The 16,990-nt window shown below is 71.1% G+C and carries 18 protein-coding genes and 5 pseudogenes; 8 read left to right on the forward strand and 15 right to left on the reverse strand.

Annotation, left to right across the window (positions count from 1 at the left end; translation table 11 throughout):
• The 5 genes and pseudogenes from ACFP2V_RS02470 to ACFP2V_RS02490 form a co-directional block, all read right to left on the reverse strand.
• Nucleotides 1-210 (reverse strand): annotated as a pseudogene (locus ACFP2V_RS02470) (hypothetical protein); the annotation flags it as partial.
• A gap of 386 nt (nt 211-596) precedes the next feature.
• Nucleotides 597-839, reverse strand: a complete 243-nt coding sequence (locus ACFP2V_RS02475) for a hypothetical protein (RefSeq protein ID WP_381204695.1) — start codon at nt 837-839, stop codon at nt 597-599.
• Nucleotides 840-1,398: 559 nt separating this feature from the next.
• Complete coding sequence (locus ACFP2V_RS02480; RefSeq protein WP_381204698.1) at nt 1,399-1,677, reverse strand: hypothetical protein; 279 nt, start codon at nt 1,675-1,677, stop codon at nt 1,399-1,401.
• 900 nt (nt 1,678-2,577) lie between these two features.
• Nucleotides 2,578-2,724, reverse strand: a pseudogene (locus tag ACFP2V_RS02485) (glutathione-dependent formaldehyde dehydrogenase); the annotation flags it as partial.
• 73 nt (nt 2,725-2,797) lie between these two features.
• Complete coding sequence (locus ACFP2V_RS02490; RefSeq protein ID WP_381204700.1) at nt 2,798-2,941, reverse strand: hypothetical protein; 144 nt, start codon at nt 2,939-2,941, stop codon at nt 2,798-2,800.
• Nucleotides 2,942-3,241: 300 nt separating this feature from the next.
• Between ACFP2V_RS02490 and uvrA the strand changes: the two genes are divergently transcribed.
• The 6 genes from uvrA (at nt 3,242) to ACFP2V_RS02520 (ending at nt 8,889) form a co-directional block, all read left to right on the forward strand.
• The gene (gene uvrA / locus ACFP2V_RS02495) at nt 3,242-5,710 is read left to right on the forward strand and encodes an excinuclease ABC subunit UvrA (RefSeq protein WP_381204702.1); all 2,469 of its coding nucleotides are present in this window, start codon (nt 3,242-3,244) and stop codon (nt 5,708-5,710) included.
• A 314-nt stretch (nt 5,711-6,024) separates the two neighbouring features.
• Nucleotides 6,025-6,603, forward strand: a complete 579-nt coding sequence (locus tag ACFP2V_RS02500; protein ID WP_381204705.1) for a TetR/AcrR family transcriptional regulator — start codon at nt 6,025-6,027, stop codon at nt 6,601-6,603.
• 219 nt (nt 6,604-6,822) lie between these two features.
• Nucleotides 6,823-7,203, forward strand: a complete 381-nt coding sequence (locus tag ACFP2V_RS02505) for an ArsR/SmtB family transcription factor (RefSeq protein ID WP_381204707.1) — start codon at nt 6,823-6,825, stop codon at nt 7,201-7,203.
• Complete coding sequence (locus tag ACFP2V_RS02510) at nt 7,200-7,970, forward strand: aquaporin (protein WP_381204709.1); 771 nt, start codon at nt 7,200-7,202, stop codon at nt 7,968-7,970. The genes ACFP2V_RS02505 and ACFP2V_RS02510 overlap by 4 nt, the downstream gene beginning before the upstream one ends.
• A complete protein-coding gene (locus ACFP2V_RS02515; protein WP_381204711.1) occupies nt 7,970-8,386 on the forward strand; it encodes an arsenate reductase ArsC in 417 nt (138 codons plus the stop codon). The genes ACFP2V_RS02510 and ACFP2V_RS02515 overlap by 1 nt, the downstream gene beginning before the upstream one ends.
• Nucleotides 8,383-8,889, forward strand: a complete 507-nt coding sequence (locus ACFP2V_RS02520; RefSeq protein WP_381204713.1) for a GNAT family N-acetyltransferase — start codon at nt 8,383-8,385, stop codon at nt 8,887-8,889. The genes ACFP2V_RS02515 and ACFP2V_RS02520 overlap by 4 nt, the downstream gene beginning before the upstream one ends.
• 11 nt (nt 8,890-8,900) lie before the next feature.
• On the opposite strand, the pseudogene ACFP2V_RS02525 reads toward ACFP2V_RS02520, so the two are convergent.
• From ACFP2V_RS02525 to ACFP2V_RS02545, 5 genes and pseudogenes are all read right to left on the reverse strand, one after another.
• A pseudogene (locus tag ACFP2V_RS02525) lies at nt 8,901-9,347 on the reverse strand (transposase); the annotation flags it as partial.
• Entirely contained in the window at nt 9,283-9,465 is a 183-nt protein-coding gene (locus tag ACFP2V_RS02530; protein WP_381204732.1) for a hypothetical protein, read from the reverse strand. The gene ACFP2V_RS02530 and the pseudogene ACFP2V_RS02525, both read right to left, overlap by 65 nt.
• Nucleotides 9,466-9,495: 30 nt before the next feature.
• A pseudogene (locus ACFP2V_RS02535) lies at nt 9,496-9,708 on the reverse strand (transposase); the annotation flags it as partial.
• A gap of 144 nt (nt 9,709-9,852) precedes the next feature.
• Nucleotides 9,853-10,497 carry a dihydrofolate reductase family protein gene (locus ACFP2V_RS02540; protein ID WP_381204715.1) on the reverse strand — a complete coding sequence of 215 codons (645 nt, stop codon included), beginning with the start codon at nt 10,495-10,497 and terminating at the stop codon, nt 9,853-9,855.
• 355 nt (nt 10,498-10,852) lie between these two features.
• On the reverse strand, nt 10,853-11,830 hold the full coding sequence (locus tag ACFP2V_RS02545) for a transposase family protein (RefSeq protein WP_381204717.1): 978 nt from the start codon (nt 11,828-11,830) through the stop codon (nt 10,853-10,855).
• Between the two features lie 111 nt (nt 11,831-11,941).
• On the opposite strand from ACFP2V_RS02545, the gene ACFP2V_RS02550 reads away from it, so the two are divergent.
• On the forward strand, nt 11,942-12,682 hold the full coding sequence (locus ACFP2V_RS02550; RefSeq protein WP_381204719.1) for a class I SAM-dependent DNA methyltransferase: 741 nt from the start codon (nt 11,942-11,944) through the stop codon (nt 12,680-12,682).
• A 68-nt stretch (nt 12,683-12,750) separates the two neighbouring features.
• On the opposite strand, the pseudogene ACFP2V_RS02555 reads toward ACFP2V_RS02550, so the two are convergent.
• The 5 genes and pseudogenes from ACFP2V_RS02555 to ACFP2V_RS02575 form a co-directional block, all read right to left on the reverse strand.
• Nucleotides 12,751-13,107: pseudogene (locus tag ACFP2V_RS02555) on the reverse strand (YjbQ family protein); the annotation flags it as partial.
• Nucleotides 13,108-13,138: 31 nt separating this feature from the next.
• Nucleotides 13,139-13,429: a histidine phosphatase family protein gene (locus ACFP2V_RS02560; RefSeq protein ID WP_381204721.1), complete on the reverse strand. Its 291-nt coding sequence runs from the start codon at nt 13,427-13,429 to the stop codon at nt 13,139-13,141.
• Between the two features lie 12 nt (nt 13,430-13,441).
• Nucleotides 13,442-13,669, reverse strand: a complete 228-nt coding sequence (locus ACFP2V_RS02565; RefSeq protein ID WP_381204723.1) for a hypothetical protein — start codon at nt 13,667-13,669, stop codon at nt 13,442-13,444.
• 428 nt (nt 13,670-14,097) lie between these two features.
• Nucleotides 14,098-14,226 carry a hypothetical protein gene (locus tag ACFP2V_RS02570; RefSeq protein ID WP_381204725.1) on the reverse strand — a complete coding sequence of 43 codons (129 nt, stop codon included), beginning with the start codon at nt 14,224-14,226 and terminating at the stop codon, nt 14,098-14,100.
• A 155-nt stretch (nt 14,227-14,381) separates the two neighbouring features.
• Nucleotides 14,382-15,779, reverse strand: a complete 1,398-nt coding sequence (locus ACFP2V_RS02575) for an MFS transporter (protein WP_381204727.1) — start codon at nt 15,777-15,779, stop codon at nt 14,382-14,384.
• A gap of 105 nt (nt 15,780-15,884) precedes the next feature.
• Between ACFP2V_RS02575 and ACFP2V_RS02580 the strand changes: the two genes are divergently transcribed.
• On the forward strand, nt 15,885-16,493 hold the full coding sequence (locus tag ACFP2V_RS02580) for a TetR/AcrR family transcriptional regulator (protein ID WP_381204730.1): 609 nt from the start codon (nt 15,885-15,887) through the stop codon (nt 16,491-16,493).
• The last annotated feature ends 497 nt before the right edge of the window (nt 16,494-16,990 follow it).

The following is a 16,990-nucleotide window of genomic DNA, read 5'->3' on the forward strand; positions in this document are numbered from 1 at the left end:
GGTGCGGTCGATTTCCAGGGAGCGGGTCCGGTCGTTGAGGTGGTGGCCGCGCAGGTCGTGGAGGGAACCTGTGCCGCTTGAAAAGTCGTCGGCGCAGGGGGGAATGGTGTGGTTCGGCCGCTGGGAGCATGCCCGCGTGACCGTGTCCCTGCTGTACAGGGTGGCCCGGAGGCTGCTGTCCGTCCCGTCGGTGCTGCTGCGCCGTGACACCGCCAAGGATGCGGAGCTGCTCGTGCCGCGGCACGAGAACGCCGTCCTGCGCCGGCAGCCGGCCGGCCTGGTCCGCTCCGAGCCGGCCGACCGGTTCCGGTGCGCCGTCCTGCCCGCGCTGATACCCGGCGAAACCGGCGGGAGGTCTTCCCGGTCACCCCCGCCACCCTGCTCGCCCGGCACCGCAGGTTCGTCGCCGCCACGGGGGGATTACACCGGAGGCCCATCGTCCGACAGTCGTAAAGAGACGTGACCGGTGTGCCTTGGCCGTGCGACCCAGCGCCCCGGAGACACCGTGACGGACAGTCCCTCTTCGCCGGCCGGGACCCAGGCATCCGGACACGACAGCGGCACCGCCGCGACACAGGCCCCACGTGCCACCGACGTCACCGAGCGCATCCGACGTCCAGCACTTCGATCACGTCACCACGGACGGTGTACACAAGCCAGCACCATTCACCAAACGCTGCGGCCGGCTCCGGGACCTGCACCTCCGGATCCTTGGCCACAGCGGTGATGAGCGTGATGATCTCCTCATGCGTGTCGTCCGGGACATCGAACAGCACGTTGGCAGCCGGTTGGATCAGTTCGACTTTCATTTCGCCCACCGTCAGCGTCAGGAGCAGCACGATACGGCGGAGCCGTGCACTACGCCCGGCCCGTAAACAACTACGCCCCGAGTCCCCCGGACACGAGAAATTCACCCCCCGTCCCGTGGGGGACTCACGTCAGCGGGACCACGTGCGTCATCCTGCGGCCCGCTCGCCGTCGGCCCGCCCAGCGGCGCGGGTCACACCCGCGCCGCTCCGCCAGGCCGCTGCCGCAGCCCAATGCCCCCATGCTCTTCGACCCGCGCCGCCGAGCACGTCGAACGGAACCACGGTGACTTTGCGCCAGGGCCTCCTCTCCAGGTCTTCGTCCCGCACAGCGGGGGCCTCGGCGCGAAGTCGCTCGGGGGTGAGTCGCCCGGCGTGCGGTTGTGGGCATGCGGAACGGGCACGGGCCCGATGACCATGTGAGTGTCTACGTCCCGTGATCACGCTGGAAGACCGTGCCCGCCACCGCGTCTTCTCCCCTCCCCGTTGTACTCGTGTACTCGACGAACTTGCTCCCGCCCCGGCTCGGGTCCTGGGCACCGGTGTGCCGCCCGGCCCGCAAGGTGTCCTCGAGCCGGGTACCGAGCCCGTCTCACCGGCCGGAGTCACCAGGGTGAGTCGCGTACGTGTGGGGGCGCTCGCGGCGGCGATGGACCGCTGTGCTTGCCACCGCGGTCAGGCCCACGCAGAAGAGGAGCGCGAGGGCCAGGCCGGAGCAGAAGAGGGCCAGCGCGTTCATGGTGGCGATGTTCTGGCCGAGGATGGACACGGTGTACTCGGGGCCGCCGGAGAGGTTGTCTGCGATCACCAGGCCGGTAAAGGCTCCCGCGGCCGCGAGGAGGAGCAGTCCGAGGATGAGCATCCGGGTCATCTCCTCGAATGAGGTGTTCCACTGGTACGGGATCCAGGCCGACCGGGTACCCGTTGGTGCTGCGAGGCATACACGGCAGTCGTGTGAGCGGGCACGGGGGGTCGCGGGGTGTCGTATTTTTCCGGCCGCCTCCGAGCCCGCGGGCCTGCCGAGGTGTGTGCGTGCTGCTCGATGTTCGGGCGGTCGGCTGTTCGGCGGTACGGGAGACGGCGGCAGCTTCAGGACGGGCACGGCACCACGCGTGTCGGCGTGCTCGATCCGGGATGAGCCCGTGCCCCGTGCGGGTGCCGGCGGAGGTCGCCCGGACGCACGGTGGCCACAGGGCCCGGATCACTGCCGCAGCGGTCACCGCCACAGCCGACGAGATGTCCGCCCAGCCGGAGGCTCGGACGGGTGGCGTCCCTGCGGCAGGGAACGCGGTGCTCGTCCCTGCATCCGGCACGGTCCCGGGGAAGGACTTCTCAAGCAGTGGTCCGGTTCACTCCGACGCATCCTCCGGTTACGCCAAGGTCCGCTCGGCATCGTCGCCCTCGTCACACTCGCCGTCCTGACGGCCTGCAGCGGTGACGGCGCCACCACCTCGGCGTCCTTCCCGCGGGACACGTCCACCGGCATGCGACCACGGCGACTTCCTCCGCCCGCAACGTGCCCTTGGTGTCCCCCGCCCCACCCGGTGGCACTCCCCGGTGCACCCGTGACCACCTCGCCCTCTTCCTCGGCAGGATCTCGCCGGGCGCGGGCAACCTCTACGCCCCCTTGGTCATCACCCACACGAACCCGGTGGCCTGCCACCTCAAAGGCTTCCCCAGTGTCACATCCCGCCCAGCCACGCCCCGCTACAGGTCACGCCGCCCGACGCTCCCTCAACTTGACAACGCCCGTAGCCGGGATCGATGAACGCCCCAGCGGGCTGTAGAGGTGCAGATCGGAGCCGCAGATGGCGGTCGAGGTGACCTTGATGATGGCGTCGGTCGGCTCGGTGATCTCCGGGTCCGGGACGTCCTCGACGCGGACGTCCTCCTTGCCCTGCCGGGTCAGTGGACGCAAAATATTCTCCCTTCGGGGTGGGGCCGCCGGCAGTGCGGAGGCCCGCGGGCGCCGGCGCTGTGGTTCAGGCTCCTCAGGACTGGCTCTCGCCGGGCTCCTCGTCCTCGCCCTCGGCCTGCGAGGGCTGGTGGACGACCTCGTGGGAGGTCATGGACTCGGGGCCGGCGTCCGGGGCATAGGGCACCTGGGGGAGGTTCCAGGTTGGGTTCTCACTCACGCCTCCACCACGTCAACGGTTTTGGGCGGCCGCATCCGGTGACCCCAGGGGTACTCAGGGCTGCGATCACAGAGTCGGCCGAGCAACTCCACGCAGTCCGCCCCAGGGCGATCGGGCGCTGCAGCACCGCTATTCGCGCCCGAGGAAGGATCCGGAACCACCGCAGGCGGCGAGGCAACGGAGGTCGTGTCGGGCGGATACCGTGACCGTTAGTGGCGGTTCTCACCTCCGCACCGGGCAACTGCTTGGCCGCCTCCGCGCAGTCTTCCGTGCCCGCCGACAGTTGATTGGCCTGCTGAGATGTCTGACGATTCAACCGACGACTTCGTGCGCGTTCGGGGTGCCGGCGAGCACAACCTGCGCAACGTCGATGTCGACGTCCCCCGGGAGGCGATGGTCGCCTTCACCGGCGTCTCCGGTTCCGGGAAGTCCTCGCTCGCGTTCGGCACGCTCTACGCCGAGGCGCAGCGCCGGTACTTCGAGTCGGTCGCGCCCTACGCCCGCCGGCTGCTTCAGCAGGTGGGCGCACCGCACGTGCGCGAGATCACCGGGCTGCCGCCGGCCGTGGCCCTCCAGCAGCGCCGCGGGGCCCCGAGCTCACGGTCGACGGTGGGTACCCTCACCACGCTGTCCAACCTCCTGCGGATGCTCTACTCGCGCGCAGGCACCTACCCCCGGGGAGCCCCGCGCCTGGACGCCGAGGCGTTCTCGCCCAACACCGTGGCGGGTGCCTGCCCCCGGTGCCAGGGATTGGGTGTGGTCCACGACGTCACCGAGGACCTGCTGGTGCCGGACCCGTCGCTGAGCATCCGCGACGGCGCGATCGCGGCGTGGCCGGGCGCCTGGCAGGGCGCCAACCTGCGCAGCATCGTGATCGGCCTGGGCATCGACGTCGACAAGCCCTGGCGCGAGCTCGGCAAGAAGGACCGGGACTGGCTGCTCTACACCGACGAGCAGCCGTCCGTCCTGATCGCACCCGAGCCCGGCCGCATCGACCACGGCTACTACGGGAAGTTCTGGAGCGCCCGCAAGCACATCATGCACGTGCTCGCCGACTCCAAGAGCCAGCGGATGCGTGACCGGGCGATGCGGTTCATCCGAAGCGTTCCCTGCCCCGAGTGCCACGGCAGCCGCATCCGGCCGGAGGCGCTCGCGGTGACCTTCGCCGGCCGCTCGATCGCCGAGGTCAACGCCATGCCGCTGGCCGAGGTCGTGAACTTGCTGCGGCCCGTGACGGACCTGCCCGAGGCGGCCGCTGCCACGCCCACCGCCCAGTCAGGGGAGTCGACCGAGGTCGCGGTGCGAATCTGCGCCGACCTGGTCGCGCGGATCGACGTGCTGCTCGACCTCGGTCTGGGTTACCTCAGTCTCGGGCGGTGCTCGACGACCCTGTCGCCGGGCGAGGCTCAACGCCTGCGGATCGCCACCCAGCTGCGCTCGGGGCTGTTCGGCGTTGTCTATGTGCTCGACGAGCCCTCCGCGGGCCTGCACCCAGCAGATGCGGAGCCGCTGCTGGACGTGCTCGACCAGCTCAGGGCGTCGGGCAACTCGCTCTTCGTCGTCGAGCACGATCTCGATGTCGTGCGCCGGGCCGACTGGGTGGTCGACATCGGCCCCGCTGCGGGCGCGGGTGGCGGGCGGGTGCTCTACAGCGGCCCGGTCGCCGGTCTCGAGGACGTGGAGGAGTCGGCCACCAGCCGGTACCTCTTCGGGCGAGCCCAGCCCTTCGAGCACCGCACCCGGTCCCCGCAGGGCTGGCTGCACCTGACCGGCGTCTCCCGCCACAACCTGCGCGAGGTGTCCGTCGACGTGCCGCTCCGGGTGCTGACGGTGGTGACCGGGGTCTCCGGCTCCGGCAAGTCGACCCTGGTCACGCAGGTGCTCGCCGAGGTCGTGGGCCGCCATCTCGGCCAGAAGCCCGAGGACCAGGACGACGCGAACCTCCAGATCGACCTGCGCGATGCGGCCGGGCTCGAGTCCTTCGACCGTCTCGTCCTGGTCGACCAGCGGCCCATCGGCCGCACCCCCCGGTCCAACCTCGCGACGTACACCGGCATGTTCGACGCGGTGCGCAAGCTCTACGCGTCGACCAACGAGGCCCAGGTGCGCGGCTACACCGCCGGCAGGTTCTCCTTCAACGTCCCGGAGGGCCGGTGCGAGACCTGCCAGGGAGAAGGGTTCGTCGCGGTTGAGCTGCTGTTCCTTCCCGGCACCTACGCGCCCTGCCCGACCTGCCACGGCGCGCGCTACAACGCCGAGACGCTCGAGGTGACCTACCGCGGCAAGAACATCGCCGAGGTGCTGGCGATGTCGGTCGACGACGCCGCGACGTTCCTCGCCGACGTCATGGCCGCCTCGCGCAGCCTCGAAACACTCCGGGACGTCGGACTGGGGTACCTGCGGCTGGGCCAGCCGGCGACCGAGCTCAGCGGTGGCGAGGCCCAGCGCATCAAGCTCGCCACCGAGCTGCAGCGAGCCCGCCGTGGCCACGCCCTCTACCTGCTCGACGAGCCCACGGCGGGGCTGCACCCCGCCGACATCACGCTCTTGCTGCGACATCTGCACCGGCTCGTCGACGCTGGCAACACCGTCGTCCTGGTCGAGCACGACCTCGACACCATTGCCTCCGCCGACTGGATCATCGACCTAGGCCCCGGCGGCGGTGACGCGGGCGGCCGCGTGGTCGCCACCGGCACCCCGGCCGAGGTCGCCAAGGACTCGGCCAGCGCCACCGCGCCCTACCTCGCCCGGCGGCTCGAGCGCTCCTGACGGACCCGGGCGCGGCCCGCCCCCAGCGGGGCCTTCTGCGCCAGCTGTCCCAGCCCGTGCCCCGCCTCGTAGGACGCCGTACAGAACCGGCGGGACACCGCTGCGGCCAGGCGATTCTTTCGCAGGTCACTGGAGAAGACCCGTACAGGGCGCTGTCACGTTGTCGGGTGGATCGGTGTCTGACGGTGTGCCGGGGGCGTGGTGGGCTTGCGGTCCGGTCCTGTGTTCAGGCCGTGGTGGGCCGGTCGGCGCCGGTGACCGTGCGCGCTCATCAGGTGGCGGCGGGGCCGGAAGAAGATTCCTCTCCTGCGCCGATGGGGCGCCGCGAGCGCAAGAAGGCCGCCACCCGCCAGGCCATCGCCGATGCCGCACTGCGCCTGTTCCTGGAGCGCGGATACGACGCGGTCGGCATCCGCGAGATCGCGGACGCCGCCGACGTGTCCACCACCACGCTGTTCAAGCACTTCCCGGTCAAGGAAGCCCTCGTCTTCGACGAGGACGCCGACCAGGAGACCCGCCTGCTCGCCGCCGTCCGCGAGCGGCCCAAGGACCAGTCCATCCCCGCCGCACTGCGCGAACACGCCCTGACCACCCGGCTGGCCTCCGCCGACGGCGACGCCCGCTTCACCGCCTTCACCGACCTGGTGGCCGGCACCCCCGCGCTGCGCGACTACGCCCAGAACATGTGGCTGCGCCACACCACCGCACTCGCCCAGGCCATTGCCGAGGAGAGCGGCCTTGCCGCAGGCGACCCCGTCTGCACCGCCCTGGCGCACTTCGCCCTCGAAGCCCCCCGCGCGGCCCACGCCCACGACAATCCCCGTCAGGCCGTCACCCGGGCCTTCGATCTCCTGGAACACGGCTGGAGCGCACTCGCCCAAATGGAAGCGTGAGCAAGCGCATTGCAGCGCAATGGTTCGCGCTCCGGGCCCTCATCCGCCCGAGGCGGGCTTAGCTTGGCGTTTAACCTCGCTGCGCTTTGTGTTCCTTGTCGGCGACGCGCAGGGCGAGCTGGACACGGGACATGGCGGTCTCCCGTCGAGCGACTTGTTTCGGCGTCTGCCGATACAGCCGACCTTGCCACCGGGATCGACGGCTGTCAATATTGAGGGATGTCGAAACAAGCTGGTCTGCCGGTGCTCGAGCAGGACGACGTGGCGTGCTGCGCGCCGATGGTCCGCGAGCCGCTGGGCGAGGAGGCCGCGGCCGAGCTGTCGCGGATGTTCAAGGCGCTGTCGGACCCGATCCGGCTGCGGCTGCTGTCGCTGATCGCCTCCCACGAGGGCGGCGAGGCGTGCGTGTGCGACCTCACCGGCCCGTTCGACGTCTCCCAGCCGACGATCTCCCATCACCTGAAGGTGCTCCGGGAAGCTGGGCTGGTCGGCTCCGAGCGGCGCGGGACCTGGGTGTACTACTGGGTGCTGCCCGAGGCCCTGGCGAAGCTGTCCGCCTTGCTCCAGATCCCCGCCGTATCCGCGAAGGCCCCCGCGTGAGCGCGCCCGCGCCGCTGCTGCTGCGGCGGGCGACGGTCGAGGGGCTGGGGACCGCCGCGCTGGTCGCGGTGGTGGTGGGCTCCGGGATCCAGGCCACCGAACTGACCCGCGACGTCGGAGTGCAGCTGCTGGCCAACTCCCTCGCTACCGTCTTCGGCCTTGGGGTGCTGATCGCCCTGCTCGGCCCGGTGTCGGGGGCGCACTTCAACCCGGCGGTCACCCTCGCCGCCTGGTTCACCGGCCGCCGCACCGGCGAGGCACCCACCCTGCGCGACATCGCCGCGTACGTGCCCGCCCAGGTCGCCGGGGCGATCGCGGGCGCGGTGCTGGCAGACGCCATGTTCGGCAAGCCGCTGGTGCACTTCTCCACCCACGACCGGTGGGCCGGACACCTGTGGCTGGCGGAGGTCGTGGCGACCGCCGGGCTGGTCTGGCTCATCTTCGGCCTGGCCCGCGCCGGCCGCGCCCAGCTGGCGCCGCTGCTGGTCGCCTCCTACATCGGGGCGGCGTACTGGTTCACCTCTTCCACGTCCTTCGCCAACCCGGCCGTCACGATCGGCCGGGCGTTCACCGACACCTTCGCAGGCATCGCCCCCACCTCCGTGCTGCCGTTCCTCGCCGCCCAGCTGATCGGCGCCGCCGCCGGTCTCGGCCTGGTCGCGCTCTGCTTCGACCGCCCGGCCACCACAGGTGAGGACGAGGTCGTCGTCCCCCACGGCAGGCAGCAGCCCGCCGCCCGTTCCACCGAAGAAAGCGCCCTGGCCTGATGAGCACCTCCGCCGTTCCCTCCGTGCTGTTCGTCTGCGTGCACAACGCCGGCCGGTCCCAGATGGCCGCCGCCTTTCTCACCCACCTCGGAGCAGACCGGGTCCAGGTCCGCTCGGCCGGGTCCGCCCCCGCCGACACGGTGAACCCGGCCGTGGTCGAGGCCATGCGGGAGTCCGGCATCGACATCTCGGCCGAGACCCCGAAGGTCCTCACCACCGAGGCGGTGCAGTCCTCGGACGTCGTGATCACCATGGGCTGTGGCGACGCCTGCCCCTACTTCCCCGGCAAGCGGTACTTGGACTGGCAGCTCGACGACCCTGCCGGGCAGGGCGTCGCCGCGGCCCGGCCGATCCGAGACGAGATCGAACGCCGCATCCGCGGCCTGCTCGCTGAACTCGGCATCGAGGCGGCGTGAAGGCCACCGAGACCGGCGTGCGCATCGCGCCCCTGCGGCCGGAGCACGCCGAGCAGGCCCTGGCGATCTACCAGCTCGGCATCGACGAGGGCAACGCCACCTTCGAGACCATCGCCCCGACCTGGGAAGCGTTCGACAGCGCCAAGCTCCCGGACCACCGCCTGGTCGCCCTCGACGGCGGCCGGGTCCTGGGCTGGGCCGCCGTGGTGCCGGTCTCCGGCCGGTGCGCGTACGCCGGCGTCGTCGAGCACTCCCTCTACGTCCACCCCGACGCCCGAGGCCGCGGCGTCGGCCTGGCCCTGCTGACCGCCCTGCTCGCCTCCACCGACGCCGCGGGCATCTGGACGGTGCAGTCCGGCATCTTCCCGGAGAACACCGCCAGCCTCGCCCTGCACCAGCGGGCCGGGTTCCGCGTCATCGGCACCCGCGAACGGATCGGCCGCCACCACGGCACATGGCGCGACGTCGTCCTGGTCGAGCGCCGCAGTCCCCGAGTGAACTGAGCGTGACGGCCGCCGCGAGAACCCTTCTTCTTGCGGTTGGCGGCCTGGTCGGCCTTCTCCGGGATGACACTGCGGATGCGGCGTCGCCGCAGGCAGGCGCGGTTCGCGCGGGAGGAGTACGCCTTGTCCGCGGCGACCGCGCCGGGCCGGGTGCGCGGGCGGCCGACCGGGCCACGCACCCCGACGCCCCCCAGGACCGGGACGAAACGGGGGCTGTCGGCGGCCTGTCCCGGCGTGACGACGAACGACAGCGGCCGGCCGCGAGGTGGATCTTGGTGGTCGGTCCGCCCCGGGAACGGCCCGGTGCAGCCGCACGGAGCCGGGCTCTGCACCGCCGCCGCAAACGCCGGCGCTCCTCGCGCACCGCCTCCTCGCCACCGCCGCCCGGCGGAGCTACCGGCGCGCTGTGCCCCTTTGGTGAAGCCCCTTTTCCTCGGCGACGGCCTTCTCCGGCTCATCCGGCAACTCGGGATCGACGGCCATCCCCGCCGCGTGATGATGAGTGCGCGCGACCGTGGAGTCCACGCCGACCAGGTCGAGATCGACCTGCCCGCGGGCCGCCGCCTCGGCGATCACCCCCTCCGTCGGCGCCCGACAGGTCCCGGCCACTGCCCAGCGCTGGAACGCGCCGTAGACGGTCGACCGGGAGCCGTACTCCTTCAAAACGTCCCGCCAGGGGCACCCGGCCCTGAACCGCCACATCACGGCGTTGAACTGCCGCCGCAGGTCAGGGACCGGGCCACGCTCGCCCACCGGCAAGAACGGCTCGACCAACTCCCACTCGGCCTCCGAGAGATCACCACGCGCCCCCCTCGACAACTACCAGGCCCAGACCGCCGGCAGCGGCGAATCCCCGAAACCAATGATCCGAACCTGGAACAGACTCTGGGCGCGACTCGACGGCCCGCCTCAGGGCAGCCCCGGGAGGCAGAACAGTCGGCCGGGGCCAGCCCTGAGGACCGGTTACTTTCGCCAGAACAGGTGGTGCGTCACGCCGCTCGGGCTGGGCACGACCTCCAGGTGGAACCGGTCGAGCAGCTCATCGGGTGACTCCCAAAGTCGTAGTCCGGACCCGAGCTTCACCGGCGAGACCGCCACATGCATGGTGTCGACGAGGTCAGCGTCGAGGAACTGCCGGATGGTCGTAACCCCGCCGCCAAGTCTGACGTCCTTGCCCTGCGCCGCCTCCCGCGCCTGCTCCAGGACCGTGGCCGGGTCGCCGTCGACGAAGTGGAACGTGGTGTCGGAGAGCGAGAACGAAGGACGCTTGTGGTGCGTCATGACGAACACCGGGGTGTGGAACGGCGGCTCCTCCCCCCACCAGCCCAGCCACTCATGATCCTGCCAGGGCCCGCGCTGGGGCCCGAACTTGTTGCGGCCCATGATCTCGGCGCCGATGTTGTGGGCGAAGTCGCGGGTGAAGTAGTCGTCGAGGCCCCGGCTCCCCCCGGGGTCGGTGCGAATGGGCCAGCTCGCCGTGGCGCCGGCCCAGGCGAACAGCCTCCCGGGATCGACGTGGCCGAACGGCCTCTCGAGGCTCTGGTCCTCACCGGCACCGATGCCGTCACTCGAGACGGTGAAGTTCTGCACTCTCAGTAGCTGAGCCACGTGTTCCTCCTGTGCTGTCGACAACGGTGGTGAGACTCTCCGGGCCGGGAAAACTCATCGCCGCGTCCGTGACCGGTCAGAAATAGCGTTCGAAGCCACCCGGCCCATCCCTGCCCACGCTGACCGACGTGCTGACGCTCGTGGAACCGTCACCAGCAGTCGCCGATCCGGCCTGACGACCCGCTCAGTGCGAGGAAACACTAAGGGTCTGCCGGAGAACAACATGTGGGTGGTCAGCGCGCTGACCTGCGGCATCAAGTCCAGAAACCCGCAAGTTGTTTCTCTGCGAGCCCTAACGACCTTTCCCACGATTGAGGCGCGAGCGTGCTCGCCCGGCGGTTCGGCTGGTGGATGATCAGCAGGCGGCCTGTCGGGCGAGCGCCAGTTCGGTGCTGTGGACGGGCCGGGTGGCCCGTCGGGCGGCACGGTCAGAGACCAGGCTCGCGATGGCGCGGTGGGTCTCTGCGTAGTCTTCGCGGCGGCCGGTGAAGCGCTGCAGCGGCCGCCGGTGGCGCATCTCGGCGTTGGCGTGCTCGACCGGGATGCGGGAGGAGGACTGGCGGTGCTTGGCTTCGCGCCAGGCTCGCTTGTCGCCCTCGGGTGCGTCGTCCTTGGCCTTCTTCGGTGGGGCGCTGACCTGGTCTGGGAACTCGTTCGCCAGGCCCCGGTAGCCGTCGTCGACCTCGGCCTTGACGCCAGGGTGGAGGCGGAACTGCTCGGCGATCCCTTCGGTGCGCATCGCGGTCTGGTCGTGCATGCGGCCGGGCCGCTCGGCTCCGTTCCACAGGGTGCGGCCCTGCCCGTCACTGATGGTGGTGGTCTTGATGGTGTTCTGCTTCTTCTTGCCGGACACGAACGCGCGGCGTCCGGGGCGGTGTGCCCTGGGGCGGCGGACCTGGGTCTCCATGCCATCGATGCGCAAGGTGACGCTCTCGGCCTCGGCGTAGGCGAACACGTCCTCCAGGGTTCGCAGGCGCAGACCGGGGCGTTCGGGGACGGTGAAGCCGCGTGCGGCCAGCAGCGGGCGGACCTCGGTCACGGCTCGGCCGATCGTGGAGGAGTCGACCTCGTACAGGATGCCCAACGCTTGGTAGGTCAGCTCGGTCCGGAGATGTACGAGGGTGACCACGAGCCTGTCGACGAAGGGAAGTTCGTACTTCGGGCCTGCTCCGCGTTGCCGGCGGCGCGCGGAGCCGCGTCGTTCCCGGCGCCCGGACTCGCACCGGGCCTCCCAGCGCGAAGCGAGCTCTTCGAGCAACTCGCCGAGATGTTGGCGGGACAGCCCGGTGAAGGCAGGATGGGACAAGGCCGCGCGGCCTTGCTTCTTGGTCACACTCGAAGAACCCGCGCGGCCGCCATCACGTCACGGCCACTGCGCCGCAAGCGTGGGGCAGGTCGTAAATACATGGACAGCTCCCCGCCGCGCCCGGCAAAGTGGCCGCCCGTGACGAGCAGTGAGCTATGGACCCGTGCGACCGCCGACCGCTACGACGCTGAGGAGAGCGAGATGTCCTCGGCCGCTGTTCTCGGACCGGCTCTCGCCTTCCTCACCGAACTCGCCGGAGACGGCCGGGCACTGGAGTTCGCCATTGGAACCGGACGAGTGGGCGTCCCGCTCCGGGAACGCGGCGTGCCCGTTGTGGGCATCGAACTGTCCAAGTACATGGCAGCGGTCCTGCGGCGCAAGATCGACGAGGACATGCTCCCGGTCGCCGTCGGGGACATGGCCACGACCGTCGTCCCCGGCGAGTTCACCCTGGTCTATCTCGTCTACAACACGATCACGAACCTGCTCACGCAGGACGAGCAGGTCGAGTGCTTCCGCAACGCCGCACGTCACCTGACGCCTGGTGGCCGATTCGTCATCGAGCTGGGCGTGCCGCCGCTGCGGTTCCTGCCGCCCGGGCAGGTCGCGGTGCCGTTCGACGTCTCCGAGCGGCATCTGGGCTTCGACACCTTCGATCTGGTCGAGCAGATCCTGGTCTCGCACCACCTCACCCGCGACGGCGAAGACGGCCGCTACCGCCGCGGCAACTCCCGGCACCGGTACGCGTGGCCGGCGGAGCTCGACCTGATGGCACGGATCACGGGGCTCGAGCTGGAACGGCGCGTCGCGGACTGGGACGGGGCGCCGTTCACCCAGGACTCCGCGAAGCACATCTCCGTGTGGCGCAAGCCGGCCTGAGGCAGCCCCTCCTGGTTCCGCCCATCGGCCAGGCCGGGCACGATGAAAAGGTCACGACGGTGGGAGGTACCCCGCCGTCGCAGGTGCGTATCCACCTGGCACACCGACTGCCATGTCCTCAGTTCCAGCCGATCGCCGATGACCGGCAGAGTCGCATGGGGCGCGACGAGGGCCGGGAGGACGTGGTCGCGGCCGTGGCCGGGGCTGCCGTGGGGTGCTGCCAGCGGTCGTCGGCGGGCAAAAGGGTGTGCAGAGCGTCCAGGAGGTCGTCGTCGCTGGGCGCCCGTCTCGGTGATCGCCACGCCGGTCGTGGCGTGCGGCACGAAGACGTTCAGGAAGCCGTCGCGGCCTGCCGCCACCTTGCGGAGGAAACTCTCACAATCGCGGGCGAGGTCGTAACCCCGACGATCTCGGGGTGGGGCCAATCGACCCCTTCACACCCCGCCCCGAAGATCGCTAACCGGGGCCAGAGAACTCGTTCCCACGGGGCCAACAGACTCGTTCGAAGCCAACCCGGAGTGTCCAGAAGGCTCGGACCGATGCGGACAAAGCATGGACGAGCAGGGCCTGCACCACGGCTGGTTCGGCGATGGCCAGCGCGGGGCCCGTGTCCGGGGGCAGGGCACTGAGCCAGTGCGCGACACGGCGGCAGAGTTCCCTTACGGTTTCGCCTCCGTGTGGCGCGGCATCCGGGTCCGTGAGCCAGGCACTATATCCGTACGGGTCCGCGGCGGCGATGTCGGCCACGGTGCGGCCGCGTCAGGTGCCGCAGTCGAGGTCGCGCAGTGCGGGCTGCACTGCGGCCTTCACTCCGAGGGCTGCGGTGGTCAGCGCTGAGCCGGACGAAGGCGATTTCATGGCCGACGCGTGCGCAGGAAGCGATGCCACGGTGGCGCCCGCGCCCTGAAGCGCGCGCCCACTGAGCAGGGCGTCACCGAAGACCCTGTCTGCCGGGGGCGCGCACAGAAGCGTCAGGCGGATCGTCATGGGCCTGCCCTCCCCTTTGGCCCGTATGTCGTGGTGACGTCCTTCCGGCGGCAGCCGCAGGGCGGTCCGCGCCACCGGCTCCACGACGCGGAGCACGAGCGGTCGACACATTCCATGTCACGTGCTCCAGGGTCTGCGCGCGCTCCTGCCGTTGCCATCCGCCAGGAGTCCGGAACGTCCCTGCCAACCGGCTGGCGCGGGCCCCGCCGCCTGGCGGACCTCCACTCCGATGGACGGATGCACGGCGAGGGCAGATGCGGTGGCTGGGCCAGGGATGACTCAGCGGGCGTCAGCCACTGCGGCCGGGGCCTGGGCCGGGGTGCCGCGCAGGCCGAGAAGAGATGGCCCACCTTCAACCTCGCGGACGTCTTCATCGTCTGCGGCGGTCTGTTGATCGTCACCCTGTCCCGGCGGGCCGACCGGCGTTCTCACACACAGGTGCCGCGCCGGGCGCGCAGCATCACCCGGCTCGCGTCGACCGGGACCAGGATCCGTCCCGCTTCGGCTCTCCCGCCCAGCCCGGCTGCAGAGCGGGCCGGGGCACGGGTGCTCAGCATCGGTTCTGGCAGCGTCCACGTCACGCTGGATGCTGTCCACCTTCCCAAGCTGCCGTTCGGGCAGAGGGCAGTGCTGTTCGGCCCCCAGCGCCTGACCTTCGTCGACATGGCGGCATTGAGCCCGCACCCGGCCTGGAGGTCACGTTCTGCTTGGCCTACTCGTTCCTGGACGGGATCAGCCACATGGCGACGAGGGCGGAGACCGCGGCCACGCCGGTGGCTACGAGGAACGCGTCGTCGAAGCCGGAGGTGGCTTGGGTGCCGGTGTGGCCGGCGATGCCGGCGGCTGCGGCGCTGGAGACGGCCGCGGCGCCGGCCGATGCGCCGAACTCGTGGAAGGTGCTGACGATTCCGGAGGCCACGCCGGCCTCGTGCGGGGCGACGCTGCCGAGCGCGGTGGCCGAGGCGACCACGAACAGGGCGCCCAGGCCGGCCGCGGCGACGCTCACGCCGGCGACCATGGCGGTGGTCCCGGGCCAGAGCACCGGGACGAGGAATCCGGCGGCCGCGATGAGCAGGGCGACCGCTGCCAGCGACCGGGCCCCGAGGCGGCCGATCACGCGGCCGGCGGCGGTGGCGGCGGCCATGGTCAGCAGCGCCACCGGCAGGAACAGCACGCCGGTCAGCAGGGCGCCGTGACCCTGGTGGTTCTGGAGGTAGAAGGAGCCGAGGAAGAAGACCCCCACCATCAGAGCCGTGGCCACCGCGATCACGAAGATGCCCGCCGCGACCGGGCGCCGGCCGAGCAGGCCGAGGTTCATCAGCGGTGCCGCCGTCCGGCGCTGCCAGGCGGCGAAGGCGGTATACGCGGCGGCGGCGAAGGTGAACAGGGCGAGGGTGAGGGCGTTGATCCAGCCGTGGTCGCCGGCACGGATCAGTGCGTAGATGAGGGCGCCGGTCGCCGCAGCGACCAGGGCGGCGCCGGGCACGTCGAGGGAGCCGGAGGCCGCCCGGGGCAGGCGGGGCAGTATCCGGGCGAGCGCGACGAGGACGATCAGGCCGACGGGGACGTTGACGAAGAAGACCCAGGCCCAGCCCGGCCCGGCCGTGATCAGCCCGCCCAGCAGCACGCCGAGGGCGGCACCGCCGCCTCCGAGCGCCGACCAGATGCCCAGTGCCCGGTTGCGTTCGTCGCCGTCGAACAGCCGCACCACCACCGACAGGGCGGCAGGTGAGAGCAGCGCGGCGCCCGCCCCCTGGGCGATCCGGGCGGCGAGCAGCAGGGGTGCGCCGGTGGCGAGACCGGCGGCGAGGGAGGCGGCGGTGAACAGGGTGAGGCCGGCCAGGACGACCCGCTTGGTGCCGAACAGGTCGGCGGCCCGGCCGCCGAGCAGCATCAGGCTGCCGAAGGTGAGGGCGTAGCCGCTGACCACCCAGGTCAGGGCGGCGCGGTCCAGGTCCAGTTCGGTGCCCATATGGGGGAGCGCGATGGCGACCACGGTGATGTCGAGGATCAGCATCAGCTGGGCCAGTCCCAGCAGGCCCAGGATCGGCCAGCGCCGCGGATGGGGTGCTCCCGGTGTGTGTGGGCTGGTGGTTTCCGTGTCGCTCATGACGCTCACCCCTCAGCGTTAAGTCATACAGTCGTGTTCAGGTTAGGCCAATCCATGGTGTAAGCCAAACGGCCTTGTTCGACTTCTTCGGATAAGGTGTGGGGCATGGGCAGCAGAAGCACCGCCAAGCGCGCCGACGCCCTGCGGAGCATCGACGCGATCGTGCAGGCCGCAGCCGAGTGCCTGGGGCGGAACCCGGAGGCGAGCCTCAGCGAGATCGCCCGCGCCGCGGGCGTGGGCCGGGTGACGCTGTACGCGCACTTCGCCTCCCGGGCGGAGGTCGTCGATGCGGCGATGAGCCGTGCCATCGACCGAGGCAACGAGGCGTTGGACGCGGTCGATCTGTCCGGGGATCCGCTCGTCGCGCTGGCGCGTTACGTCGAGGTCGGCTGGCATCTGGTGGACGAGGCGCGGGCCTTGCTCGTCGCCGCCCAGCGGGAACTGCCCGCGGGGCGCATCCGTGAGCTGCACAGCGGCCCCGCCGCCCGGGTGGAGACGCTGGTCGCCCGCGGCCGCGCCGAGGGGGTCTTCCGCACGGACCTGCCGATCGCATGGCTGGTCAATGTCCTGCACTCGGTCATGCACAGCGCCGCGGACGAGATCCGCGCCGGCCGCCTCACCTCCGACCGCGCCGCCGCCCACATCACCGCCACGGTGCTGGCCGCCTTCACCCCGCCGGGAAAGCCGGTGCCGGAACCCGGCGCCGGGGCGTGACACCGACAGTCCGGAGAAAACGCAGCGCACGGCAGCGGAAGCCACCGAGGGCGACGGCTGCTGACATGTCGGCCGTGGGTGAGACGGTGCACATCCGGCGGGTGTCTGCGTCCGCCTGCTGCGGACCTCCCCGCACGGTGAGTTTCATGCCCGCCGGCTGGCCTCGGGACTGGTGAGGTCGCAGGGTGAGGGGGCGCGTATTCGCGGCTGCGGCCCGCGGCTCAATGACGCCGAGTGAGCGGTCAGGGGGCAACCCGATCATCCCCATCGGCAAGCGCACGAGCCAGGCGCCCAGCGTCGCCGGCATCTACCGCGCACTCGGCCGCACTCCTGGCCGTGGCACCGCCGGCCTCCCCGCCAGGCCGAACGGCACTGGTCGCCGGAGCGGCGCGGTGCTGTCATGGGGAGGGAAAGACGGCGTGGACGAGCCGGCAAGGGCGCGGCCGCCCCGTCGCACAGCGGAGGAGGCCGATGCCATGCTGTACCGCCGCACGGTC

The organism is Streptomyces incanus (assembly GCF_042656345.1).
Classification (GTDB): Bacteria; Actinomycetota; Actinomycetes; order Streptomycetales; family Streptomycetaceae; genus Streptomyces; species Streptomyces incanus.

Coding starts and splice junctions, on each gene's coding strand:
- ACFP2V_RS02480 (WP_381204698.1), bottom strand. CDS start 1,677: ATGACCCGGATGCTCATCCTCGGACTGCTCCTCCTCGCGGCCGCGGGA.
- uvrA (WP_381204702.1), top strand. CDS start 3,242: ATGTCTGACGATTCAACCGACGACTTCGTGCGCGTTCGGGGTGCCGGC.
- ACFP2V_RS02500 (WP_381204705.1), top strand. CDS start 6,025: ATGGGGCGCCGCGAGCGCAAGAAGGCCGCCACCCGCCAGGCCATCGCC.
- ACFP2V_RS02505 (WP_381204707.1), top strand. CDS start 6,823: ATGTCGAAACAAGCTGGTCTGCCGGTGCTCGAGCAGGACGACGTGGCG.
- ACFP2V_RS02515 (WP_381204711.1), top strand. CDS start 7,970: ATGAGCACCTCCGCCGTTCCCTCCGTGCTGTTCGTCTGCGTGCACAAC.
- ACFP2V_RS02565 (WP_381204723.1), bottom strand. CDS start 13,669: ATGACGATCCGCCTGACGCTTCTGTGCGCGCCCCCGGCAGACAGGGTC.
- ACFP2V_RS02570 (WP_381204725.1), bottom strand. CDS start 14,226: ATGCTGAGCACCCGTGCCCCGGCCCGCTCTGCAGCCGGGCTGGGCGGG.
- ACFP2V_RS02575 (WP_381204727.1), bottom strand. CDS start 15,779: ATGAGCGACACGGAAACCACCAGCCCACACACACCGGGAGCACCCCAT.
- ACFP2V_RS02580 (WP_381204730.1), top strand. CDS start 15,885: ATGGGCAGCAGAAGCACCGCCAAGCGCGCCGACGCCCTGCGGAGCATC.